General features: G+C 41.6%; 25 protein-coding genes. 16 read left to right on the top strand and 9 right to left on the bottom strand.

Annotated elements, in window-relative coordinates; all coding sequences use genetic code 11:
* Window positions 1–31: 31 nt before the first annotated feature.
* On the top strand, window positions 32–211 hold the full coding sequence (psb34, locus tag IQ224_RS01635; protein ID WP_002740432.1) for a photosystem II assembly protein Psb34: 180 nt from the start codon (window positions 32–34) through the stop codon (window positions 209–211).
* A gap of 74 nt (window positions 212–285) precedes the next feature.
* On the opposite strand, the gene IQ224_RS01630 is transcribed toward psb34, so the two are convergent.
* On the bottom strand, window positions 286–1,068 hold the full coding sequence (locus IQ224_RS01630) for a tetratricopeptide repeat protein (RefSeq protein ID WP_194032429.1): 783 nt from the start codon (window positions 1,066–1,068) through the stop codon (window positions 286–288).
* A 62-nt stretch (window positions 1,069–1,130) separates the two neighbouring features.
* Between IQ224_RS01630 and psbP the strand changes: the two genes are divergently transcribed.
* The 4 genes from psbP (at window position 1,131) to ureG (ending at window position 3,878) form a co-directional block, all read left to right on the top strand.
* Window positions 1,131–1,679, top strand: a complete 549-nt coding sequence (gene psbP, locus IQ224_RS01625; RefSeq protein ID WP_002740438.1) for a photosystem II reaction center PsbP — start codon at window positions 1,131–1,133, stop codon at window positions 1,677–1,679.
* A gap of 295 nt (window positions 1,680–1,974) precedes the next feature.
* Window positions 1,975–2,388, top strand: coding sequence for a hypothetical protein (locus IQ224_RS01620; protein WP_002740439.1), 414 nt, complete (start codon window positions 1,975–1,977; stop codon window positions 2,386–2,388).
* Window positions 2,389–2,521: 133 nt separating this feature from the next.
* Window positions 2,522–3,109: a nucleoside triphosphate pyrophosphatase gene (locus IQ224_RS01615; protein ID WP_194032428.1), complete on the top strand. Its 588-nt coding sequence runs from the start codon at window positions 2,522–2,524 to the stop codon at window positions 3,107–3,109.
* Window positions 3,110–3,284: 175 nt separating this feature from the next.
* Window positions 3,285–3,878 (top strand): urease accessory protein UreG, encoded by a 594-nt coding sequence (ureG, locus tag IQ224_RS01610; protein ID WP_002792251.1) that lies wholly within the window; start codon window positions 3,285–3,287, stop codon window positions 3,876–3,878.
* A 9-nt stretch (window positions 3,879–3,887) separates the two neighbouring features.
* On the opposite strand, the gene IQ224_RS01605 is transcribed toward ureG, so the two are convergent.
* The 3 genes from IQ224_RS01605 to IQ224_RS01595 all read right to left on the bottom strand — a co-directional run bounded on the left by IQ224_RS01605 (window position 3,888) and on the right by IQ224_RS01595 (window position 7,921).
* Window positions 3,888–4,613: a WecB/TagA/CpsF family glycosyltransferase gene (locus tag IQ224_RS01605; RefSeq protein WP_194032427.1), complete on the bottom strand. Its 726-nt coding sequence runs from the start codon at window positions 4,611–4,613 to the stop codon at window positions 3,888–3,890.
* Between the two features lie 121 nt (window positions 4,614–4,734).
* On the bottom strand, window positions 4,735–6,150 hold the full coding sequence (locus tag IQ224_RS01600; protein ID WP_194032426.1) for an ABC transporter substrate-binding protein: 1,416 nt from the start codon (window positions 6,148–6,150) through the stop codon (window positions 4,735–4,737).
* 169 nt (window positions 6,151–6,319) lie between these two features.
* Complete coding sequence (locus tag IQ224_RS01595) at window positions 6,320–7,921, bottom strand: radical SAM protein (protein ID WP_002740447.1); 1,602 nt, start codon at window positions 7,919–7,921, stop codon at window positions 6,320–6,322.
* A gap of 587 nt (window positions 7,922–8,508) precedes the next feature.
* On the opposite strand from IQ224_RS01595, the gene IQ224_RS01590 reads away from it, so the two are divergent.
* From IQ224_RS01590 to IQ224_RS01570, 5 genes are all read left to right on the top strand, one after another.
* On the top strand, window positions 8,509–8,685 hold the full coding sequence (locus IQ224_RS01590) for a DUF4089 domain-containing protein (protein WP_002740449.1): 177 nt from the start codon (window positions 8,509–8,511) through the stop codon (window positions 8,683–8,685).
* Window positions 8,682–10,013 (top strand): AtzE family amidohydrolase, encoded by a 1,332-nt coding sequence (locus IQ224_RS01585; RefSeq protein ID WP_194032425.1) that lies wholly within the window; start codon window positions 8,682–8,684, stop codon window positions 10,011–10,013. Before IQ224_RS01590 ends, IQ224_RS01585 begins: the two co-directional genes overlap by 4 nt.
* A 271-nt stretch (window positions 10,014–10,284) precedes the next feature.
* Window positions 10,285–11,562, top strand: coding sequence for a glycosyltransferase (locus IQ224_RS01580; protein WP_194032424.1), 1,278 nt, complete (start codon window positions 10,285–10,287; stop codon window positions 11,560–11,562).
* Window positions 11,549–12,340, top strand: a complete 792-nt coding sequence (locus IQ224_RS01575) for an MOSC domain-containing protein (RefSeq protein ID WP_194032423.1) — start codon at window positions 11,549–11,551, stop codon at window positions 12,338–12,340. Before IQ224_RS01580 ends, IQ224_RS01575 begins: the two co-directional genes overlap by 14 nt.
* Before the next feature lie 130 nt (window positions 12,341–12,470).
* Complete coding sequence (locus IQ224_RS01570; RefSeq protein ID WP_002740457.1) at window positions 12,471–13,532, top strand: Mrp/NBP35 family ATP-binding protein; 1,062 nt, start codon at window positions 12,471–12,473, stop codon at window positions 13,530–13,532.
* Here the strand turns inward: IQ224_RS01570 and IQ224_RS24480 are convergent.
* Window positions 13,529–13,663 carry a hypothetical protein gene (locus tag IQ224_RS24480; RefSeq protein WP_255527394.1) on the bottom strand — a complete coding sequence of 45 codons (135 nt, stop codon included), beginning with the start codon at window positions 13,661–13,663 and terminating at the stop codon, window positions 13,529–13,531. The genes IQ224_RS01570 and IQ224_RS24480 overlap by 4 nt on opposite strands.
* A gap of 80 nt (window positions 13,664–13,743) precedes the next feature.
* Between IQ224_RS24480 and rodA the strand changes: the two genes are divergently transcribed.
* The 4 genes from rodA to IQ224_RS01550 are packed head-to-tail and all read left to right on the top strand — an operon-like array spanning window position 13,744 to window position 17,307.
* Window positions 13,744–15,024, top strand: a complete 1,281-nt coding sequence (gene rodA / locus IQ224_RS01565; protein WP_194032422.1) for a rod shape-determining protein RodA — start codon at window positions 13,744–13,746, stop codon at window positions 15,022–15,024.
* Between the two features lie 10 nt (window positions 15,025–15,034).
* Window positions 15,035–15,256, top strand: a complete 222-nt coding sequence (locus tag IQ224_RS01560) for a DUF2283 domain-containing protein (RefSeq protein ID WP_194032421.1) — start codon at window positions 15,035–15,037, stop codon at window positions 15,254–15,256.
* A 42-nt stretch (window positions 15,257–15,298) separates the two neighbouring features.
* Window positions 15,299–16,279 (top strand): MvdC family ATP-grasp ribosomal peptide maturase, encoded by a 981-nt coding sequence (locus tag IQ224_RS01555; RefSeq protein ID WP_194032420.1) that lies wholly within the window; start codon window positions 15,299–15,301, stop codon window positions 16,277–16,279.
* Between the two features lie 53 nt (window positions 16,280–16,332).
* A complete protein-coding gene (locus tag IQ224_RS01550) occupies window positions 16,333–17,307 on the top strand; it encodes an MvdD family ATP-grasp ribosomal peptide maturase (RefSeq protein WP_194032419.1) in 975 nt (324 codons plus the stop codon).
* A 209-nt stretch (window positions 17,308–17,516) separates the two neighbouring features.
* Here the strand turns inward: IQ224_RS01550 and IQ224_RS01545 are convergent, their stop codons facing one another.
* From IQ224_RS01545 to IQ224_RS01530, 4 genes are all read right to left on the bottom strand, one after another.
* Window positions 17,517–18,050 carry a GNAT family N-acetyltransferase gene (locus IQ224_RS01545; RefSeq protein WP_194032418.1) on the bottom strand — a complete coding sequence of 178 codons (534 nt, stop codon included), beginning with the start codon at window positions 18,048–18,050 and terminating at the stop codon, window positions 17,517–17,519.
* Window positions 18,051–18,179: 129 nt separating this feature from the next.
* Entirely contained in the window at window positions 18,180–20,243 is a 2,064-nt protein-coding gene (locus IQ224_RS01540) for an ABC transporter ATP-binding protein/permease (RefSeq protein ID WP_194032417.1), read from the bottom strand.
* A gap of 218 nt (window positions 20,244–20,461) precedes the next feature.
* The gene (locus IQ224_RS01535; protein WP_002740468.1) at window positions 20,462–20,716 is read right to left on the bottom strand and encodes a hypothetical protein; all 255 of its coding nucleotides are present in this window, start codon (window positions 20,714–20,716) and stop codon (window positions 20,462–20,464) included.
* 98 nt (window positions 20,717–20,814) lie between these two features.
* Window positions 20,815–21,759 (bottom strand): NAD(P)-binding protein, encoded by a 945-nt coding sequence (locus IQ224_RS01530; protein WP_194032416.1) that lies wholly within the window; start codon window positions 21,757–21,759, stop codon window positions 20,815–20,817.
* A gap of 97 nt (window positions 21,760–21,856) precedes the next feature.
* Here IQ224_RS01530 and IQ224_RS01525 point away from each other — a divergent pair, with 97 nt between their 5' ends.
* Together IQ224_RS01525 and IQ224_RS01520 are read left to right on the top strand one after the other, a co-directional pair.
* Complete coding sequence (locus IQ224_RS01525; protein WP_194032415.1) at window positions 21,857–22,684, top strand: YaaW family protein; 828 nt, start codon at window positions 21,857–21,859, stop codon at window positions 22,682–22,684.
* A gap of 1 nt (window position 22,685) precedes the next feature.
* A complete protein-coding gene (locus IQ224_RS01520) occupies window positions 22,686–23,972 on the top strand; it encodes an O-antigen ligase (RefSeq protein ID WP_194032414.1) in 1,287 nt (428 codons plus the stop codon).
* Window positions 23,973–23,980: the final 8 nt, after the last annotated feature.

Genomic DNA, 23,980 nt, shown 5'->3' with positions numbered 1-23,980 from the left:
CTGAAAAATTGTCATATTTGAGGTTTTGATTATGCCTTATACAAATGAAGAAGGTGGACGCTTAAATAATTTCGCCGCCGAACCGAAAGTTTATCAAGCGGATCCCCCGACTAAATCGCAACAACGTAATTATATTTTCTGGGGTGTTGCTGCGATCACACTTGTGGGTGGACTGTTAGCCGTCGCTTTTTACGCATCTCAAGCTGGCTAAAATTTAGTCCCTCGTAGTTGCGATTTAGCCCCTTTCACTCCTCTTTAGCGCTAAAATCACAACTACTCCCTATTTTAGGGCTTTTGACCCTGAATTAATGCCACTGCTGACTGAGACTTAGCCGCAGTCCCCTGTTTACCCTGAGATAACGCTAGACGAGCTGCTGCCTCTAAATCAGCGATCGCTTTTTCCCTGTTTCCCAATTTATAATAGGTCAAACCCCGATTGTGGTACGCTTCGGCAAAATTAGCATTGATTTTCAGACTCTCATTGTAGTCCCTTAAAGCCATTTCCTGCTGTCCGGCTCGGTTATAGGCTAGAGCGCGATTATAGAAAATGCGATCTTGTCCTCTAGTTCCCTGTAAACTCAAAGCTTTTGTGTAATCCTCGATCGCTTCTAGGTGTCTTCCCAAGTCATCCTTAGCATTACCGCGATAAATAAAGAAATCAGCAAAATTTCCGTTTAAAGCGATCGCTTTTGTGCAATCTTCCACGGCTGCCTCGTATTTTTTCGTCAGATAATAGGCATAACAACGATTACCGAGAGCATTAACATAATTAGAGTTGATTGTCAAGGCCTGGGTATAATCTGCGATCGCTCGCTCGTACTGGCCGAGAACTAATTCCGCATAGCCGCGATTATAGTAAGCATCGGCATCCTTGGGTTCTAATTGTAGAGCTTGAGTAAAATCGGCGATCGCTCCTGAGTAATCCCCTGCGGTTAAACGATCCACCCCCCGATTATAAAATTCTACAGCTTTCACGGGGTTAGCGGTAGTTTGAGCGCTTAGGGGAGAGATAGTCAGTAAAAAACTGGCTATAGCGATAATAATTGTCAATTTTTTCTTAATTTTCATAATCCCTTCACCTAAACAATTCAAGGTAAAATTAAACAGCCCTACTTACAGGTCAAAATATCATGATTAAATCTCTTTTGGCGACTTTCCTCCTAATTACCACCCTCCTCTTCACCGCTTGTGCAACTCCCATCGCTGGACTGCAAGGATACACCAGTGGCAGCCAAGGCTATCAATTCTTGTATCCTAAGGGTTGGACGCAGGTGGATGTGAAAAAAGTTGCGGGAGTAGATGTGGTTTTTCATGACCTGATCGAAACGAGCGAAAATTTAAGCGTTATTATCAATCCCGTCCCCGACAATAAAACCTTAACAGATTTAGGGACTCCCTCGGAAGTTGGCTATCGTCTCCTGAAAAATAACAGTCTTAACCCCAATCTTGATAAGGAAGTAGAATTAATTCGCTCAGAATCCCATCAAATCGACGGCCAAGATTATTATATCCTCGAATATCAAATTAAATTAGCCAACGGCCAAGAACGTCATAATCTGGCCAGCGTCACGGTTAATAATCATAAACTCTATTCTTTTAATCTTTCCACTTCCCAAAAACGTTGGACGCAAATTCAAGAACTCTTTGAAACTATCGTTGATTCTTTCTCGGTTAGTTAAATGTCAGAGGATAGGAAATTTTCAGTAAAATGTAGGGTGCGTTAGACGGCAAAAATTCCTGTTTTGACTTAAAGTTAACAATCCGTCATAACGCACCACCTATCATCAAATAGGTAGCTGGTTACAATTAAAGATAAAATACTTACTTAATCAGTAATTAGTAATCAGTAAACAGTGAAAAGACAGTAGGAAACTTCTATTTAATACTGTCACTTAAAACTCAAATCTAATAACTGGTAACTGATCACTGGTAACTGATCACTGATAACTGATCACTGATCACTGATAACTGAATATGAGTAACTCGGAAGAAAATAGACTAGATAGAATCGAATCTCTTGCTGAAACTACCCTAACAGAACTACGGGAGATTAAATCAGGACTACAGGAGATTAGATTAGGATTACAGGAGATTAAATTAGGACTACAGGAAACCAATCAGGGATTAAAAGAAACTAGAGCGATCGCTAATTCTAACGCCAAATTGATCGAAGCGTTAACTAATAGTCTTGCTGAGTCTAAAAAAGAATGGGAAAAAGACAGACGGGGACTTTATCAACTGCTAGGACAATTAACTCGATCGATGTCGGATTTTTATGAGGTTCAGTCAGATTTTTACAATCGATTTGACAAAATTGAAGAAAGAGAATCACGCATGGTTGAGATTTTAGATCGTTATTTTCCCCCCGAAAATCCTACAAATTCCTAGCAGAAATAGCTAAAAACCTGATAACTGATGGTGGGTTACGGCAAATAGATAAATTGATAATTAAGTCTAATAATTTGTCATTGCCTAACCCACCCTACCTAACTATCTCCTATCTTGTTTACTGAAAAAACTTATGTCCATTCCCTTGATTCTTGCTTCCGCTTCTCCTGCGCGTAAAAAACTATTACAAATGGTGGGAATCGATCCGATTGTGCGGGTAAGTAACTTTGATGAATCGACAATTAATGCTGATGATACTCTCCATCTTGTCCAAACTTTAGCCCAATGTAAAGCACAAACGATCGCCCCCCAATTTGATACAGGATTAATTCTTGGTTGTGATTCCGTCTTAGAAGTAGCGGGGGAAGTCTATGGCAAACCCAAGGATAAATCAGAAGCGATTGATCGTTGGCAAAAAATGCGCGGTCAGGTGGGTACACTCTATACAGGTCATGCTTTAATTGATCGAGTTAATAATCAAACCTTGACTCGTTGTGGGATTACTAAAGTTCACTTTGCCAATATCAGCGATGAAACAATTATTGCCTACGTTAACACCGAAGAACCCCTCAAATGTGCCGGCTGTTTTGCCCTAGAAGGAAAGGGGGGTCTATTCGTGGAAAGATTAGAGGGATGTCACAGTAATGTTATCGGTTTAAGCTTGCCCCTGTTTAGGCAGATGTTAACGGATTTTGGCTACCAAATCACTGACTTTTGGTGATCTTTTTGCCGATAATTTCCCCAACTTTATTGGCGAAAGGGCTTGACAAATTCTCGGATTTGCGTTAACCTTTTATTATAATGGGAATCCGTGTCGCCCTGCGAACCCCTCTTTTTTCTATCCGATAGCCCCAAAATTTTTAACCCTTTCCTTTTCACTTTTTCCCGAAAAAACTATGTCTTGCTTGCGCGTGGGAATTGCCGGTCCGGTGGGTTCAGGAAAAACAGCCCTGCTCGATGCCCTGTGTAAAAATTTGCGGGATCAATATCCGATCGCCGTAGTCACCAATGACATTTATACTCAAGAAGATGCCCAATTTTTAGTGCGATCGCAAGCTTTGGCTCCGGAAAGAATTTTAGGAGTAGAAACGGGAGGATGTCCCCATACAGCTATTCGCGAGGATGCCTCAATTAACTTAGTTGCCATTGAACAGTTAGAGAGAAAATTTGCTAACTTAAAGCTAATTTTTCTGGAAAGTGGTGGTGACAACTTAGCGGCAACCTTTAGCCCGGAATTAGTAGATTTAACCATCTATGTGATTGACGTGGCAGCCGGGGATAAAATCCCTCGCAAAGGTGGACCGGGTATCACCAAATCGGATTTATTGGTAATCAATAAAATAGATTTAGCCCCGATGGTGGGGGCAGATTTAGGGGTGATGGATAGAGATGCCAAAAAGATGCGCGGGGATAAACCCTTTATCTTCACCAACTTAAAAACACGGGAAGGATTAGAGCGAGTGATTGCCTTTATCGAAAAGAATTTATAATAACTATTACTAGGAATAAAAAAGAGAGCGCCAGAAAAATTTAGGTAAAGCTAACATTCTTTTCCAACGCCAAGGTTCCTGATAGAGTCGATACAACCACTCTAAATTATTGTCACAGAAAAAGCGAGGGGCGCGGATTTTTGTCCCGGACCAGATATCAAAACTCCCCCCCACACCTACCCAGATAGCTTGGGGACAGAGATGGCGATGTTCCCTAATCCAATATTCTTGTCGGGGTACTCCCAAACCAACTAAAATTAACCGCGGTTGTTGATCTTTTAATACCTCGATCCAATCGGACATTTCCTGGGAGGATAGATAACCGTGGTTAGTCAGAATACGGATATTAGGTATCTTTTTTTGCCAATTACTTGCCGCTTGTTCAGTAATCCCCGGTTTACCACCAAAAAAAGCAATAGGAAAACTTTCTCCCTGCATTCCTAACTCAGTAATTAAGGATTCTGATAATTCAATACCGGGGCAGCGGGTTTGTTTTCTGCCCCTTAATTTTAAGTAAATAACAATCCCAGCGCCGTCGGGAATAACTAAATCTGCTTCTCGAATAACTTGGGCTACTTTAGCATCATTTTCCCCTAACATTGCCATTTCTGCATTAAGAGTGACAACGTGGGAACCAAAACCTTGATAGAGGCGATTAATTAACCAACGACTGTAGTTATCGAGAAGATGAACTGGTAAACCGAGAACAGAATATTTAGGGGGAGTTTCTAACATAAGTAGGTAGGGGCTAATAGTTGTCAGATACCCCCCTTATTAAGGGGGGATCAGAGGCAAAATCTATCTTCAATTTAATTATAAATACTTACTTACAATTCATCTTGATTTAGTTGTTATTTTATCGAGAAATTGGCACAAAATCCATCCCAAAACTAGAACGAGAACCTGGTTCAACTACCACTAATTGCACAGATTGATTGCGATCGCCAGATGGTAAAAATCGTACGGGATTAGTCGCCCCGGGTACAGAAAAATCACTGCTTCTTAACGCCTGTTGAACTCCCTCTCGGCTAGATTCTGCCTTAATTGCGGCGATTAAAGCCTGAGCAGCGTCATAGGCGGTGGCGGTGCGCCAATTTACGTCTCCTTGCCACAATTGGCGGGAATTTTTTACAAAAGGACTGTTCGGATTAGCCCCTAAATGCCAAGCGACAGCGACAATCATGCCCAGGGCATTTTTTCCGCCTACATCCAGAGTTTTGGGGCTATAAACGTCATCACCCGCCACAATCGGTAATTTTTGGCCATTGATTTGAACCACCTGTAAAGCCTTATCTAGGGTACCACTATCCCCAAGAAGGGCGATGAGATTTGCTCCCTCCTGTTGAGCTTGTTGGAGGCTTTTAGAAGGGGTAAAAGTGAGGGAAGATAGATCAAATTCACTCACCACTTGACCTCCTCCTAATCCTAAAGCGGTGGTAAATTCAGATTTTAGGGATTGACTATAACCACTTTGGGAGTTAAAAAATACCACTGCCTTGACGTTAGGAATTTTTTGCAAACTAGATTCGGCTAATGCCCGTGCTGCCACAAAATCACTGGGAACAGAACGAAAGATATAGTCACCAAAATTGGAGAGTTTAACTGAGGTACTGATGGGGGAAATCATTACTAATCCCGCTTTTTGATAGATAGCAGCCGCCGCTAAAGAGGTGTCACTGCTAGTGTGTCCTACTACTCCTAAAATGCTGTTATCAGCCGCTAATTTTTGGGCAATTTGAGCGGCAATTTCGGGATTATCGGCATCATCAGCAATGAGAACTTTTAAAGGAATGCCATTAATTCCCCCGGTTTGATTGATTTGATTTTGAGATTGGGCAACTCCTCGTAAAACTTCTAGGGCGGTGTTGACATTGTTCCCAATTGGCACGGAAACGGCGATAGTATAGGACTTAGCTTCACCAATACGGGCGTTATTTAAGTAGATGAGAGCTTCGGGATCATTTTGATTAGCTCGCAGGGATTTTTCTAGAAGGTAAACTGCTTGCTGAAAGTCCCCTTTTCCGAGTGCCTGTATAGCAGCTTGTTTGTCAGAAGCAGCCCCTTCAACTATTAATAAGTTTTCACCTTGACTAAATCTTGCTTGTGGCGATACCGATTTTTGCTCTGGTGATATTTTCTCGATTTCAGAAAGATTGGTTGGGTTATTTGATCCTTGAAAACGATTGTATAACCACCAACTACCAGCCCCAAAAAATATTAGGGTAATCAGCAGGGATAAAAGCAGGGTAACTGTATCATTTTTCTGGCTCATGGGCTGATAACTAAGATTAAATTAATGGTTTAATCGAGATTGATAGTTAATAAAAGCACCAATTCAATTCTGAATTGCACCAATATCCGATCTACCTTGATAGAATACCTCATTTGGGGTCTGATAGTCAAGACATTGTTTAAATGTGTCTTAGCTTATTAGCAATATTTTACCTTTTTGTTTGGGAATCTTCTAAATGTTTTATTAAAACATTTGAGGATAAAGTACCGTGTAAATGACTCCAGGGTAAAACCTGTTCTAAACGCCATTGTTGATGAACGTAATAATCTAGAGGTGGAATTTGTCCTTTTAGTTCCTTAAAAGCGCGTTTATAACTGCCTAAAGAATCACCATAGCCACGGGTTAATTCTAACAGGGAAGTTAAGCGGCGATCGCCTCTAGATAATAGGGCTTGAATCACTGACCAATTATAACTCTCTGGTCGAAATTCTATGCCCTGTTTACCTAATTGTTTCTCTAGATATTTTAATCTTTTTTCGGCCATTTTATTAACTCCAAACCACTGAAAAGGAGTATGGGATTTAGGCACAAAGGTGCTGCAACCGAAAGAGATTCGCAGTCCAGAGGCGGCTTTTTTTAAGGCTATTAACATTTCCACAGTTGCCGCTATATCTTCAGTTTCTTCTCCCGGTATTCCCACCATACCATAGAGTTTTATCCCTTTTAAACCGCCCGCTTTGGCATTAATAGCAGCTTGGATAATTTCATCATTGGCTAACTTTTTGTTGATAATTTCCCGCAGGCGATCGGAACCACTTTCTACGGCAATAGTAATTGATTTGCTGTCTCTTAGGGATAAAATTCTGGCTAATTTTTCCGTGACAGTATTAGTTCTAACTGAAGCGATCGAGAGTCTAACTCCCTCAAATTTTGGTTGAAAAAGATAATCAAGTAAGGTTTCAAATTCAGGATGTTGGCTGACGGAAGCACCTAATAAACCCAAGCGATCGGTCACTTTTAAACCTTTTTCAATGGCGGGAATTAAAGATTCTAAACTAGCGGTACGAAAGGGTAAAGTTAGATAACTAGCTAAACAAAAACGGCACATTTCTGGACAACTTCGCACCACCTCTACCATATAAATATTCTCCCATGCCGCTTGTTTTGTTACCACCGTAGAAGCTGAAAGGGTATTACTGCGATAGGTTTGTTTACTAACAAAGGTAGGAACATTATTATCTATGGGTAGAATTGCCGTAATTTCACCTTCAGGACTGTCATAATTAACGGTATATAAACTAGGAACATACACCCCCGGAACCTGGGCTAAATGACGGAGTTTTGTCGGTCGATCGGCGTTTCTAACCTCTTGATAGGCATTAATAAAATCAGCAATTAAATTTTCACCATCTCCCAATAAAATTACATCAAAATAAGCAGCAAAAGGTTCGGGATTAGCGGTTAAAACTGGTCCACCTCCGAAAATTATCGCCTGCTGATCTTGCCGTTGATGACTGTGACAAGGAATTTCTAAAGATTCTAACAGCGAGAGGATATTAACATAGTCCAATTCCCAGGAAAAGGAAAAGCCAACTAATTCGGGATAACGGGGTAAAGATTCTTGAAAATCCGTAAATAAACGACTAACTTGTATATCCGATCGCAGGGCTAAAGTTGCCCAAACAATTTGATAACCTAAACTGGTTATACCCACAGAATACTGATTAGGAAAGGCAAAAATAGTTCTAAGGGCATCACTGTGGGGTATTGCGGGAGTAAAGAGGAGTTTTTCGTCTTGTAAGATGGTCATTTCAGTTATCAGTTATCAGTTATCAGTTACCAGTTATCAGCTTCTGAAGGCTAGAGGCAAAGGACAGAATCTGACAATTATCCTACCTAAAAAGAGGGTTGGAAACTAAGCACATCAAAGCTTTTAGCTTAACCAATTATGTCTGAGATTCGGTCGAGTTATCAGTGACTACCAGTAGTCTTCAGTAGCTTTTAATTTTCATTCTCTTGAAAGGGGAGACTTGTTACCTCTTGTTTTTGGTCATATATAAGTTTAATTTAATCTGGAGGTGAAGGGGAGGAAAATATCTCATACTAAATCCGTTGAGTACAGGCTAGTTATGAGGAGAGGCACTCATGCAAGAGGCAAAAGGCAAAGGGGAATAAATAATCAGTTTTTAATAACCAGATTTAGTATCAATATACAGTTCTAGGATCATATCTCAGGTTATGATGCTGGGGAGTCGGGGGTCAAGAACAAATTTAAGTTATACTTCCTCCCTAGGGATAGCTATTGTATTTACAGGAGATTTTCTCTTATATCCTAGCAATTTTCACAGCTTAACTAGGTGTCGATTGATCTCCTTAACCCCAACCAGAACGAAATCTATGAATAATCCGGAAGAATACGTTATAATCATGGCGAAAATCCTAGATTTAACCATTCCCGATCGCTATTTAAATTCTGTGGTTGAAAACTGGCAACGCTTGCAAGAAATCGCCAGTTTAGTGACAGAATTTCCCTTAGAGGATGACGGGGAAAGCGCCCTCAGCTTTGAACCATGACTATTTCTGCGATCAATTTAGCTCGATCGATCCAAAATCGTCAAACTAGAGCCTTAGAAGTTATTAGCCAGACTCTGGCGGAGATAGAGGCAAAAAATCCCCATTTAAATTGCTTTACCGACATTTTACAGCCTAGAGCGCTCGCTCAAGCCCAAAAAATCGATCAAGCGATCGCCAACGGTGAACCCGTCGGTGTCTTAGCAGGAGTCCCCTTCGCCGTCAAAAATCTCTTTGATATCGAGGGTATTGTCACCCTTGCCGGTTCCAAAATCAATCGAGATCACCCTGCCGCCAGACAAGATGCGATCGCTATTCAAACCCTAGAAGCAGCCGGGGCAGTTTTGGTGGGGGCGACCAATATGGATGAGTACGCCTACGGTTTTGTCACCGAAAATGCCCATTATCGAGCCACTCCCAACCCCCGCGATCCTAGTCGTATATCGGGGGGATCCTCTGGCGGTTCCGCCGCTGCCGTTGCCGCTAATTTAGCGCCTCTCGCCCTCGGTTCCGACACTAATGGTTCCGTGAGGGTTCCCGCCGCTTGCTGTGGCGTGGTGGGGCTAAAACCCACCTTTGGGCGCGTATCCCGTCAGGGCCTATTTTTGTTCGTCAGTAGTTTGGATCATCCGGGATTTTTTAGCGACAATGTGGCGGATATGGCGGCTATTTGGAGTCTTTTTGCCAAAAATAACCTTAAAGCTCCTTTAAATGGCTTAGAGGTCGTAAAAATAGCCCTTGCCGATGATTATTTTCAGCAGGGAGCCGAACCGGAAGTATTCGAGGCAGTGACAGCGATCGCTGAACGTTTAGGAGTGAGCCAAAAAATCACCATTCCCGAAACCGCCCGCGCCAGGGCAGCCGCCTATATAATTACCGCTTCCGAGGGCGCAAATTGGCATTTACCGCGTTTACAGACCAGATTAGAGGATTTTGACCCCGCAACCCGGGATCGCTTCTTGGCAGGGGCATTAATTCCCTCTAGCTGGTATTTACAGGCTCAACGTTTTCGCCGTTGGTATCGCGATCGTCTGCGAGAGATTTTCGCCGAAGTCGATATTATCCTCACCCCGACGATTCCCTGTATTGCGCCACCATTAGGAGTAGAAAAAATGATTATTGACGGGCAAGAGCTATTAATTAGACCCAATTTAGGCAGATTTACCCAACCTTTTTCTTTTATCGGTTTACCTGCCCTTTCTTTGCCGATTAAACGTCCATCCCAGCTACCTTTAGGTTTGCAAATCATCGCCGCACCCGATCGCGAAGACTTAATCCTAAGGGTAGCCAGGGTTTTAGAGGAAATGCTCATATATATCCCGCATAAGTGAGATCTTAAGGGCGCACTTAATCCTAAAATCCCTAATTTAAGGACATATAGGCAAAAAGGTCATTTTTCTAGTCTAAGTAAACAATCTATTCGTTTTTTCTTCTCTGAATGCTGACTACTGGCTCGGAGACTACTTTTCAATGGTTGATAGGGTCTTATTTTTTTGAATTTAACTCGATTTCTCGACTCATTAGAACAATTCGAGCCTATAATATAATTAGGTTCGAGTCAAGAATCAATCTTTTTATTGCCATCTATCTGCAAGGAAATCTATGAAAATTGTCATCCCGATCCTATTTTATAGCAAAGGAGGAGTAGAAAGAGTCATTATCTCTTTGATACCTAGCTTATTAGAATACGTCGAACAGATTATTATCCTCCTCCCTCGTAAGGAAATTGAATATTTTAGATCTTTAATGCCCGATTCCGATAAACTTATCTACGAGAATTTTGATTTTTATCCCCATAGTTTTGAAACAAAATTAATCTATTTTTATGGTCTTTTAGCGAATTTTTATAAAACCCTAAGACTAACTTCTATTCATCATATTTTCTCTCGTAGAATTGGACTTTTACGCATCGAAGCAAGAATTAATCAGATTATCAAGCGTTACCAAGCTGATCACTGTTTGTATGGAATGAATAATCGGATTTCTCCTCCTAATGTCAAGGTTACTTTAAGTGGCATTATTTATGATGTTTTTTGGCAATTTGCTCCCTTAACTTACTCAGAATCTTATCAAGAACCCTACAATGAAGCGTTAAAAGAATGGTTAGATCGGGCTGATCTACTGTTCACAATTTCCCAAAAAACTAAAGAAGATGTTTTAAAAATTTTTCCTAATGTTACCTATGCTAGTAAATTAAAAGCTGTACTTTTAGCTGGATTTATCGAGGAGTCTAATCCCAAGAGCGATTTAGTCAAAAGTGAGCTAGTTACTTTTTATTTTCCCTCCTCTTTTGGTATCTACAAAGATCATACAACTTTGCTTAAAGCATCCATTACACTAGCGAAAAAAGGTTTAAAATTTCAAATAGTTTTTATTGGTAAAGAAACCGATAATCTAGTTAATGGAAATCTGCAATTGTCTCAACAGTCCCAAACCCAAGAATACCAAGACTATCTCAAAGAATGTACCCAACTTTATCAGGAAAATAAAGAAATTTTCCAGAGTCACATCAAGGGATTAGGTTATCAAGACTATGAAACCTTACAGTTTTATTATCAAATCTGTTCCTGTGTGGTATTTCCCTCAAAATACGAAGGTTTTGGATTAGCAATAGCAGAAGCAATTTTACAAGGTATTCCCGTTATTGCTTCCGATTTAGAAGTGTTTCAAGAACAGGTAGAATTATATAATTGTCCCGAAAGAGTGCAATTCTATCCTAGGGGAGATGCGGACAGTTTAGCCAATTGTTTAGAACAATTTATCCTCAATCCAATTCCTCGCTTGTTACCCGAAGATATTCCCAATAAAATTAATTTCTGGACGTGGGAAGATGTGGCTAAAAAATATGTAGAACTACTGAAAGAAAATGCAGGTTACTGATCTCTATATCTACCCGATTAAATCCTGTCGAGGTATTCAATTATCCCAAGCTGAAGTGACTTCTAAAGGGTTACTCTGGGATCGAGAAATGATGTTAGTGGATGGTAAGGGTAAATTTATCACCCAAAGGGAATATCCGCAATTAGCCACCGTTTCTGTCACCATAACAGAGGATAACTTTTCTCTGAAAACATCTCAAGATTCCCTGACTTTTCAGCCTAATTTCACAGGAGAAAAAAGAGCGGTTCAAATCTGGGAATCCCAAACCATAGCCATGGATCAAGGAGATGAAATCGCCGAATGGTTTGAGAAAATTCTCGACATTCCTTGTCGTTTAGTGCGACAATCTCCCGATTATCCACGTCCTGCGAATCCTCGCTATGCAGGGAACGATCATACTCCCGTCAGTTTTGCCGATGGTTATCCAATTCTATTAACTAATACTGCTTCTTTAGCGGACTTAAATCGGCGTTTAGTCACACCAGTGCCGATGAATCGTTTTCGGCCTAATATTGTTATTAGTAGCGATCGAGCTTTTAGCGAAAGTAGTTGGCAAAAGATCACAATTGGAGAGATAAATTATGCCCTAGTTAAACCCTGTAGTCGCTGTATTATCACCACCACCGATCAAGAAACAGGTAGGAGAAATCCCCAGCAAGAACCTTTAAAAACCTTAAGCACTTTTCGCCGTTTCCCCGGGGGCATTATGTTCGGAGAAAATGTCATCCCCGAAAAGACAGGTACAATTAAAGTCGGCGATCCTATTACCGTAATCTAGAGATCTAGATATCTAGGGAGATAGGGGAATGGGGGAATTTCAACTAAAACCCTAAAACCCCAACACCCAACCCCCACAAGGTTAAGATAAATAACCATAAGAACAATACTTGACTAGAGACACTGAAACCATGCCCCTTGATACCGCATCGATTTTAGAAGTATTACGTCCCGTTCAAGATCCAGAACTGCAAAAAAGCCTAGTGGAATTGAACATGATCCGCAATGTGGCGATCGATGGCGGAAAAGTTAGCTTTACCCTAGTTTTGACCACTCCTGCCTGTCCTTTGCGCGAATTTATCGTGGAAGACTGCCAAAAAGCCGTTAAACAGCTGCCCGGGGTGGAAAGTGTCGCCGTGGATGTAACTGCCGAAACCCCGCAACAAAAAGCTTTACCCGATCGCCAAGGCGTGGAGGGGGTTAAAAATATTATCGCCGTTTCCAGTGGTAAGGGCGGTGTGGGAAAAAGTACCGTGGCTGTCAATATCGCCGTCGCCTTGGCTCATTTAGGGGCAAAAGTGGGGCTATTAGACGCGGACATCTACGGCCCCAACGCCCCGACAATGTTGGGCTTAAATGACGCACAAGTGACCGTACAGGGCGCAAATGGCGAGATATTGGAACCCGCTTTCAACCATGGCATCAAAATGGTTTCCATGGGCTTTTTGATCAACCCCGATCAACCGGTAATCTGGCGCGGTCCGATGTTAAACGGCATTATCCGTCAGTTTCTCTATCAAGTCAATTGGGGCGATTTAGACTATTTAATCGTCGATATGCCTCCCGGTACCGGGGATGCACAATTAACTTTAATTCAATCGGTCCCCCTAGCGGGTGCGGTGATTGTCACCACTCCCCAGACGGTTTCTTTAATTGATGCTCGCCGGGGTTTAAAAATGTTCCAACAGCTAGGGGCGCGGGTTTTGGGTATCGTGGAAAATATGAGTTATTTTATCCCCCCCGATCAGCCCGATCGCTCCTATGATCTATTTGGGTCCGGTGGTGGGGAAAAAACCTCGCAAGAATTGGGCATTCCTTTACTGGGATGTGTACCTCTGGAGATATCCCTACGGGAGGGCGGTGATACTGGTGTACCAGTAGTTTTAGGGCAACCAGAATCGGCCTCAGCTAAAGCCCTGATAGCGATCGCTCGTCAGGTGGCGGCGAAAGTATCCGTAGCAGCCTATAGTTAGGGTTTGCGGCAAAAAGTTTTCCCTAGGGGCAGGGTGTGGGGTGTAGGGTGTAGGGTTTTACCAATTTTCAGGGAAAAAGTCCCTAAATTTTCTCCCCGATCACTCCAAAGGCTGGTACTTTTGGATTTCAAAAAGGTCTAAAAGTATTATCGAACAATGTTTTTAGATTTATTGAGCAAACCCTAGTTAGTTAGTAAATGTGGGGAAAGAAATGGTGAGAAGACAGTCCCTTGTTAGTAGGAAACTAAGCGGTTTTGGTGAGCAGTTTAGCTTCATTTTCCGTGATATAGCCCAAATTGATTGGCTTTTGTTCGTTTTGGTGACGGTTTTAACCGTTTTCGGTGGTTTAATGATTCGTAGTGCCGAAAGACATACCACTGCTCTCGATTGGTGGCAACACTGGTTATTCGGGGCCGTGGGAGTGGCGATCGCTTTATTTCTGGCCCGTTGTCGTTACGAAAGTCTGCTCAAATGGCACTGGTTAACCTATCTTCTTACCAATCTCTCCCTAATTGCGGTAATTGTCCTAGGGGTGACGGCGAATGGGGCGCAAAGTTGGATTAATATCGGCAGTTTTAACGTGCAACCGTCGGAATTTGCCAAGGTAGGTTTAATTATCACCCTAGCAGCCCTCCTACATCATCGTCCCGCCGATAACCTTTTTGCGATCGCTCGTGTCTTTGTCGTCACTGCCATCCCCTGGGTGTTAATTATGGCGCAGCCGGACCTGGGGACAGGATTAGTCTTTGGGGCAATTACCCTAGGCATGATTTACTGGGCTAATGCGAAACTACCTTGGATGATTATCCTCTTATCTCCCCTCCCATCGGTTTTTCTGTTTAATTTACTTTTTCCTGCTTGGATTGTTTTAGCAATTATCATCGCTGTACTTGCTTGGTTTACCCTTCCCTACCGTTTTTTATCTACTTTCATCGTGGTGGCAACTAATCTGGCAGTGGGTAAATTAGGCGAGGTTTTTTGGGGTTTATTAAAAGAATATCAAAAAGATCGTTTAACCCTATTTCTTCACCCAGAAAAGAATCCTTTGGGGGGAGGTTATCAATTAATTCAATCCCGCATTGCCATCGGATCGGGAGAATTATTGGGAAGGGGATTACACCAAGGCACCCAAACCCAATTAAATTTTATTCCCGAACAACACACGGATTTTATCTTCTCCGTAGTCGGGGAAGAATTCGGTTTTGTCGGCAGTATTCTAGTTTTAATAGCTTTCTGGTTAGTTTGTTGGCGTTTGTTAGTCATTGCTAATACTGCTAAAGAAAACTTCGGTTCTTTAATAGCGATCGGTGTTCTCTCGATGATCGCTTTTCAGGCAATTCTTAATATTAGCATGACCGTGGGATTAGCCCCGATTACAGGGATTCCTCTACCCTGGTTAAGTTATGGACGTTCATCTTTATTAACCAATTTTATCGCCTTGGGTTTAGTGGAATCCGTGGCTAATTATCGCCCCCGTAAGCGTTTGTACTAAGGAGAACGCCATGAAAGTGACCTATGATCTGGTCGTTGATGCTCTCAAAATCACCTTAAGTAATGTGCCAATTGCAGAAAGCGACGAGCAGAGTCCGGGGGTGATTCTCGACTATGATCAGTCGGGGAACGTGGTGGGGTTAGAAATCCTCAATGCTCAGGAGCGGATGGACAATCCCCAGTCTTGCGAATATTCGATTCTGACCACTAAACCGAAATTAGTCGCCACTTAAAAGAGACAAAAAGAAATTTAAATACAGGAATTTCCCACTGACATGAAAGAATCGCCTAAAGTTGTTTTATTGTTGACCCATAGCGGCGATTTTTTCACGATTGACCGCGTGGCTGAGGCGATAGAAAAAAAAGGAGCCACACCTTTTCGCTTAGATACCGATAAATTTCCCTTAGAGGTTCAATTAGCAGCCCAATTTAATGGTAAAAAAAGTTTTTATCAATTAACCTATAACCATCAATCTATTGATAGTCAACAGGTGCAATCTGTTTGGACAAGACGTATTTGGCAACCTGAACTAACAGGGGATTTAGATCCTCAGTTTCGGGAGGTTTGTGTACGAGAATCCCAGACGACTTTGGCTGGTTTTTGGGATAGTTTAAGGTCAGCGCGTTGGTTAGATAATTTAGCGCAAATTGAGAAGGCTAAAAATAAGTTATTACAACTTCGTTTGGCCTCAGAAGTTGGCTTGATTATTCCCCCCACTTTAGTGACCAATAATCCTGATGCTGCCCGGGAGTTTTTTTCCCAGGTTCAGGGACGAATGGTGAGTAAATTGTTAACTGCGATCGCCCGAAGTATGGAGTCGCCGGAATTTTTTCTTTATACCAGTAGGGTGAAAGCAGAAGACCTTGAGGAAGCGGAATCTTTACGCTATTGTCCTATGGTTTTTCAAGCGGAAATTCCCAAACAATTAGAATTGAGAGTTGTCGTGGTTAATGGACAGACATTTGTGGGTGCTTTAGAATCTTCTCAGTATAATCATTCAGCCGTAGATTGGCGAAGACCGGGTATTGATCCGGGTGCTTGGCAACATCATACTTTACCCGATTCACTATTGCAGCAACTTCAGATTTTTATGGCTAATTTAGGGTTAAATTTTGGGGTCTTTGATTTTATCTTAACTCCCGCAGGAGAATACGTTTTTTTAGAAGTTAATCCTGTCGGTGAGTGGGGAATGTTAGAACGGGATTTAGATTTACCTATTTCTCATGCGATCGCCGATTTTTTAGTCTTCGGTTGATCGGCAAAGCTTGCGCTCAAAAAATTGTTAATCCTAAGTTTTCAAGGAGATTTATGACCGTTTTACTTGTTACTTTTAGCAACGATAATGAAAGTATTCCTCTGGTAATCAAAGCCATAGAAGCCATGGGTAAAAAAGCCTTCCGTTTTGATACCGATCTCTTCCCGACAGAGGTAAAAGTTGATCTTTACTCAGGGTATAAAAAAGGCGGAATTATTACCGATGGAGAACAAAAATTAGAGCTAAAAGAAGTTTCTGCTGTCTGGTATCGACGCATGAGATACGGACAAAAATTACCCGATGGAATGGATAGTCAATTTCGCGAAGCTTCTCTTAAGGAATGTCGGTTAAGTATTCGAGGAATGATTGCTAGTTTATCTGGCTTTCATCTTGATCCAATTGCTAAGGTAGATCATGCCAATCATAAACAATTGCAGTTACAAGTGGCGCAACAATTAGGTTTATTAATTCCGGGGACTTTAACTTCTAATAATCCTGAAGCTGTCAAGCAATTTGCTCAGGAGTTTGAAGCGACGGGAATTGTGACTAAAATGCTGTCTCAATTTGCTATTTATGGAGACAAGCAAGAGGAAATGGTTGTTTTTACCAGTCCTGTTACTAAGGAAGACTTAGATAATTTGGAAGGTTTGCAATTTTGTCCAATGACTTTTCAGGAAAACATTCCTAAAGCTTTGGAATTACGCATCACTATCGTCGGTGAACAAATATTTACGGCGGCGATTAATTCCCAACAATTAGACGGTGCTATCTACGATTGGCGAAAAGAGGGAAGAGCGCTCCATCAACAATGGCAACCCTACGATTTACCGAAAACTATTGAAAAACAACTACTTGAATTAGTGAAATATTTCGGTCTTAATTATGGTGCAATTGATATGATTGTCACACCAGATGAACGTTATATCTTTTTAGAAATTAATCCCGTTGGCGAGTTTTTCTGGCTAGAACTTTATCCTCCTTATTTTCCCATCTCCCAGGCGATCGCTGAAGTCCTCGTCAACTCATAAACCGACAAAAACAGAGCCAGAGTATTTTATCGCATCGACGAGGCTCTGACTCCAGATTTCCCCCCCGACTACTGACTTGAAAGAGGGTGTAGGGTGTGGGGTGTGGGGTGTAGGGTGTGGGAAGTGGGGAAGTGGGGAGTTTTCTCAGTGAACTGATAACTGATAACTGATAACTGATAACTGACTCCTAACCCCACCAACAAACTTTTTCAGCAAACCCTACTTAATTTCCAGACCAAGACTTTCTCTCGTACTTCTATCAGATCCATGCCTATTTTTTCTAAAACTCGCTTTGAAGCTATATTATCGGGAGCGCAGCCAGCGGTCACTGTTTGCATACCAGGTTGAGAAAGTGTCCAGTCCATCATTGCTTTTGTCGCCTCGGATGCGTAGCCTTGTCGTCGATATAACGGCGCTACTTGATAGCCAATTTCTACAGCATCTGTGGGTAAACCTGTGACATCAGGAATAATTTTGATCATCACATGACCAATAAGGGTATTTTCTGTTTGATGAATAATTAAACTCCCCCATCCCCATTCATTTTGTAAGGGGAATTGCAGCAAAATATTCGCAATATCAGGGAAAGCTTGAATCAATTCTTGTTCGGCCCAGTCAGCTGCAACTTTTATCCCCAAAATTGTTGCTAATTCATCGATACCTATAATTGCGGCCTTGAGAAGTTCAAGCTTTAAGGGGACTAAATATAATCGTTCCGTCACCAGTTTTTCCAGTGCTTTCATTTGATAAAACTCCTATACCAGTTATCAGTTATCAGTTATCAGTTATCAGTTATCAGTTCACTGAGAAAACTCCCCACACCCTACACCCCACACCCTACCCCCACGAAAAACTTTTTCAGCAGCCCCTAGCTATATTCTCACCCATTTTAAGGCTTTTGGGTCTTTATCGTAACGATAATTAAAACCATCTTTAGCAGTAATAATTTTACCTAAACTGGCACGACTCCGGACGTTACTTAAAGAATAATCAGTTAGGGACTGCATTTGTTGATGGGACAAACCTTCTGCTATTTCAGAAACTCCGGCAATTTCCGCATCATGCTCAGTTTTAACCTCAAACAAAGGCTCTATTTTTACCGCCGAAAAATCTTCTAATTTTTTTGACATCATCACCATGTCATTAACTTTCTTGCGCTGATAATCTTCTACAGTTGACAGCTGCCAATGGGAATTTTCTGTTAACTCTAAGACCCATCGATGATAATTAAATAAACTTTCCCGATGACCAACACTAATAAAAGTGGTTTCACTTTCCTGTAATTGCCGATATAAACTGGCTTCATTGGCCAAATCTAAAGCGCTGGTTGCTTCATCTAAGATAGTAAAAGTGGGTTTAGTGATTAATAGTCGAGCAAAAGCTAATCTTTGTTGTTCTCCGAGGGATAAAATCTGTTCCCAATTGACTTGCTTATCTAAGGTATTTTTGTCAGTTAATAAATGTTGCAGGTTGACTTTTTTTAAGATGTTTTCTAATTCTTCATCGCTCACCTGCTCATTGGTATGGGGATAAAGTAATTGCTGGCGTAAAGTGCCAAGGATAATATAAGGACGTTGGGGTAAAAATAACATTTTAGCTAAAGGAGGACGCACTAAACGGCCGCTACCTGCTTTCCATAAACCGGCGATTGCTCGTAACAAGGAACTTTTTCCTCGACCACTGGGGCCAATAATCAGTAAGCTTTCTCCCAAAGGGACAGAAACCGATAAATTTTCCACAATTACCTTTTCATAATCGGGAGTTTGTAGGGTAAAATTTTCAAAAGCTAGACGATTATCTTCCAGGGTGGTAATACGACTTAAGTTTTTCGGCTCTTCACTGGCAACTTTTAAGGCATCTGTCAAGGTAGCTAACCGTTCAATATAACTTGAAACTTTACCCGATGTTCCCCATTCAGTAATTAATTGTCCCAAGGCATTAGAAAAAAGGAAACAGCATAAACTCGCTTGACTAATTTCCCCATAATCGATTTCGTTTTTAATAAACATCGGGGTCAAAATAAACATTGAAAATACACTAATCGCTGACTGATAACCTCGATTAAAAAGATTATTAAACCGTTCCCAATTGATCAGTTTTTCCGAGCTTTCAATAACCCGTTGAAAACGGTCTTCAATGATTTTTTCTTCCTGCTCTTCTCCCTGAAAAAAAGCAATTGATTCGGCGTGGTTACGCACATGGGTTAAAGCATAATTATAATCAGCTTTATTATTAAGCTCCGATTGATTAATTTTGTTTAATTCTTGAGTTAGATAAATTGCTATGAAATTTCCTGCGATCGTATAAATTATTAGATAAACCGCAATTTGCCGAGAAATTGTCCAAAGAATAATCGCAAAAGTAATCATTTGCAACCCTTTTTCCACGAAGGTAATTAACAACCTTAGGGTCATGGTCGTAATTGGTTCAATTTCTTGAGATAATCTTTGATCGGGATTTTTTAAAGCTGAGGTAAAATCAATGTTATAATAAGCGCGATAATTGAGATATTTTTTAACGGTTTGTTTGGTTAACCACTTATACCAATCTAAGGCTACTTTGCGACGAATAAATTGAGAAAAAGCAAATAACCCCGTTGTTCCTATAATCAACAAACTGGATAACCAAAGCGTATTTAGATATTTAGAAAGATCTCTATCTTCAATAATAATATCGAGTACATAACGATTCCAGTAGCTACTAAAAGCTTCTACCCCGACTGTTGCCAAGATACTTAAAAGGATCAAAGCTGACATTCCCCAAGAAATGATCACATCTCCAAAGGCACGTCCATTTAACTCCGTTGGATACCAATAGGGTTGAGCGACAATTTTTAGGCTTTCCCAAAATTGACCAAATAGTGAAAAGGGATTATTGGCGGACTGGTCGGACACAACAGGGTTTTCCGTTGCTTGTTTAGTAGTATATTGAGGCATCTAGATCCAATTGGCAGTTCTTTTACTGTTCTCTTGACAACTCGCTATCATATTGTAGCGGCAGAATTACCCGCTTTTGTCTTTTGATAACATTTTTATCTAGAAGATGAAAGCCAGCTATGGTCAGAAAGCTCTGACATAACTAAGAACTACTTGACCCACTTTTGTTACTGTGGCAGTCTAGATGCTGTTTACTGGTCACTGAAAAACCCCATCTCTCAATCTCCGTGATCCTCAAAATGATTAGCTAGTAGGAATTTTTGACTGGTATTCAACTCTTGCCAAAGCTGGTTAATTTTCTCGTAAGCTTCCGTGGAGGTAAGCTTTCCCCCACTGTGTAAACCAGCGATAAAAGAGACTCTCAGGGCGAATTCCTGCAAATTAGCGTTAAAAACTAAATTTTGTGGCGTGAATAAACCCCTGTAGCTGGTTTTAGGGTAGAGAAAGTTATCTTTAGAATTGAATTTTTCCATTGTTACCGACCCCCCAGTATAGGATATCTACATTATTATATATTTAAACTTTTGTTAACTTAGGCTTAACCTAAGAATTTAAACCTGTCCCTAGATTCTTAAGAGAGTAGCTGCTGAACTTGATTAGCTGCCGCTATCCCAGAAGTTAAGGCCGTTTCTAGGGAAGAATTTCTCGATAAATCTCCCCCTTGACACCAATCACCACAGGCAACTAGAGGTAAAGGACTATTAACACTTAAACAGGGTACAGCTAAACCCTGACGGACTAAAGCATAACGCCAACGGTGCATCTGAGACCAATCCGGGAGAGGCAAAGAAGCACGAGCGAGCAAATCTAGCTTAACTGCTTCTAAATCCTCGCTATCGAGATATTTAACTGCAAAATCTCCACTACTATGCACAACAAAGACATAATCAGGGGATGATTGCCGTTTACTGCTATCAAGTCCTAACCAAGCGATGGCGGTAGAGGGAGTAACTGCGGGTAAAGAATCGCCATAACCCGCCATTACCGTTAAACAGGGATCGTAAACGATTGATCGCAATTCTGGCATAGTAGTTATACAAGAGTTTTCTAACAATAACGCCGCTTGCGGGGCGGGAATAGCCAGGACAATCACGGAAAACTCCCCCCGAATTTGACCGTTATTGTTTAAAACCCATTTTCCTTGACGATTTTCCAGACGAGTAACCAGAAAATCTCGTTCAATTTCTAAACCTTGAGCTAAAAATTTCGCCACGCTGTTGATGCCAGAAGGAGCAACATAGCTAGAATCAAACCAAGAAGTAACTATATTCTCTCTCAGGAGATTATCAATTAAAGCCGCCGTTTTTTCGCCCTGAACAGTCAAAAAAGGCAAACCATGATCCACAGCCATCTCTTGATTAGCTCGATTAACCCGTCGCGTGGCTAAACGACCACCAATGCCTCTAGACTTATCAAATAGCTTAACAGTATAACCTCGATCGCACAACTGACGAGCGCAGGTTAACCCGGCTAAACCCGCACCAATGATCCCAACCTTAATCGAAAAATTTGTCACTAGCCTTCCTAATCCTGTAAACCCTTGAGTTAATATTATTAGTAATCAGCACTAGCGAAACTGATTTGATTATTGGGGCTGAGGAGGACAAACCACATTGGACGAATTACGCACAGCTTTGGAGTTAGCCACCGAGGAGGAACTACAGCAAATCACTAACATCCTCTTTTGCCGTCGTTTTAACCCTCTCGATTATCTACGAGCGCCGGACGCAATCGCCGTTCAAAGTCAAGATTGGGATAGTTGGTTAGATAGCGTCGAGGATCGTTTTCGTTATTTGGCTGCCGATGGTGTGACAGTGTTAAAAGGTCAAACGGAAAAAGTTAGTTATCGTCAAATTCTAGTTCGTGTCTGTCATTTCCTCAAGGTTCCCTACTCCCAAAAAATGCCGACAACGGAAATTGAAGCGGAAATCTATCTTCACCTCGTTAACAAAGCTTGGAAACGTCTCCCCCCATCGGAACAAAAATCCCTCTCGATTCAAATTCAAAAGGCGCTTGCGGATTGCCACACTCCCCAACCCTTACCGGTTCACTTACAACACAATCCCCTTGATATAGTCTTCAAAGGCAGTAGCGTCATCGCCGTTAATTCTATCCTGAAACCGATTCTGCTCAAACATATCGCCGGGCAGTTCGCTCTCCATTTTGCCCGCTATCAAGGGGCAAAAACTGCCCTAGTCCAGGGTGGGACAATTGTTAATCAAATTGCCCTACAAACGGCTAAACAGGGCATGACGAGGGCGGCAGCCCGCTACGGAGCCGTCAGAACCGCGTTAAGCTTGCTAGGACCGGCTTTATGGGGTTGGTTTATTGCTGATCTCGGTTGGAAGGCGATCGCCACCGATTACGGCCGGATTATCCCGACTATTTTTGCCCTTGCCCAAATTCGTCTGACTCGTGAGGATTGTTGGCAACCTGCATAACATGAAAAAGATTTTTTGTCAAGGGTGGGAGTGGAATTTAATACTTTTTTCAGTTTTTATCGCCATGGTTCTGCCGGAGTTGGCGGGTATCGGCATTATTATCGTCTTAATTAGGGTTTTTACTGGCAATTTTCGGGCAATTATTCGGTCACGTCTCAATCAAGGTCTCGGTATCGTCACTCTTTGGTTAATGATTAGTGCCAGTCTTTCCCCAACTCTGGGGGATGCTTGGATTGGTTTAGGAAATTTTCTGCCTTTTTTCTTCTTTTTTAGCAATATTCGGCAATTAATTAAAAAACCCTCTCAATTGCGTCAACTAGCTTGGGTGATGGTTATTCCCTCGGTTTGGGTAGTGGTGATGGGATGGGGACAAATTTTTCTCGGTTGGCAAAAACCGGAAGCATTAAAAGGGATTTTTACCTGGCCCTACGGAGCGGGGGGCGAACCTTTAGGGCGAATGTCTTCGGTTTTTATGTATGCTAATCTTTTAGGGGCTTATTTACTCATAACTCTGATTTTAGCGATCGGTTTATTAATTCTAACTTGGCGGCAGTGGCACAGACAAAGAAATAAGCTTTTAAATCTCAAAGTCGGGTTTTTAACTTTAACTATATTTATCGATAGTGTAGGGCTATTTTTAAGCAATTCTCGCAATGCTTGGGCCTTAGCCTTTTTAGGTTGCCTAATTTTCGCCCTTTATCTGGGTTGGAATGCCTTAGTCGCTGGTTTTGTCCTCTTGGGGGGGGTGATTTCTCTTGCTTCTTGGGGACCAAATCCTTTCAGGGATAGTCTGCGTTTTTTGGTTCCTAGGGCGATTTGGGAGCGATTATCCGATGAAATGTTCCCCAATCGTCCTCTAGCGACTCTCAGATCAACTCAATGGCGTTTTACTCTAGAAATGACCCAAGAAAGACCCCTATTCGGTTGGGGATTACGCAGTTTTACACCTCTCTACGAAAAAAGTCAGGGATTATGGTTAGGTCATCCCCATAATTTATATTTGATGTTAATGGCAGAAACGGGAATTATTGGCTTAATTTTATTGTCTGTTTGGGTGGGTTGGATTTATGCCCAAGGGTGGCGTTTATTTATCTTTCTACGGCAACAAAAAGCCGGGGGTGAGTTAATTATCTTTACCTATCTGGTGGCCTTTGGTGCTTGCGTTTTATTTAATCTCGTCGATGTCACCCTCTCCGACGTCAAGATTAATACTATTGTTTGGCTTCTCTTGGCTGCCATTGCTGGGGTCAGTCAAGGGATGAATTATGAAGTGGGAAGTGGGGTGTAGGGTGTGGG

The sequence above is a fragment of the Microcystis sp. LEGE 00066 genome (assembly GCF_015207925.1).
GTDB lineage: Bacteria > Cyanobacteriota > Cyanobacteriia > Cyanobacteriales > Microcystaceae > Microcystis > Microcystis ichthyoblabe_A.
This window is presented reverse-complemented; position numbering and strand designations above follow the sequence as displayed.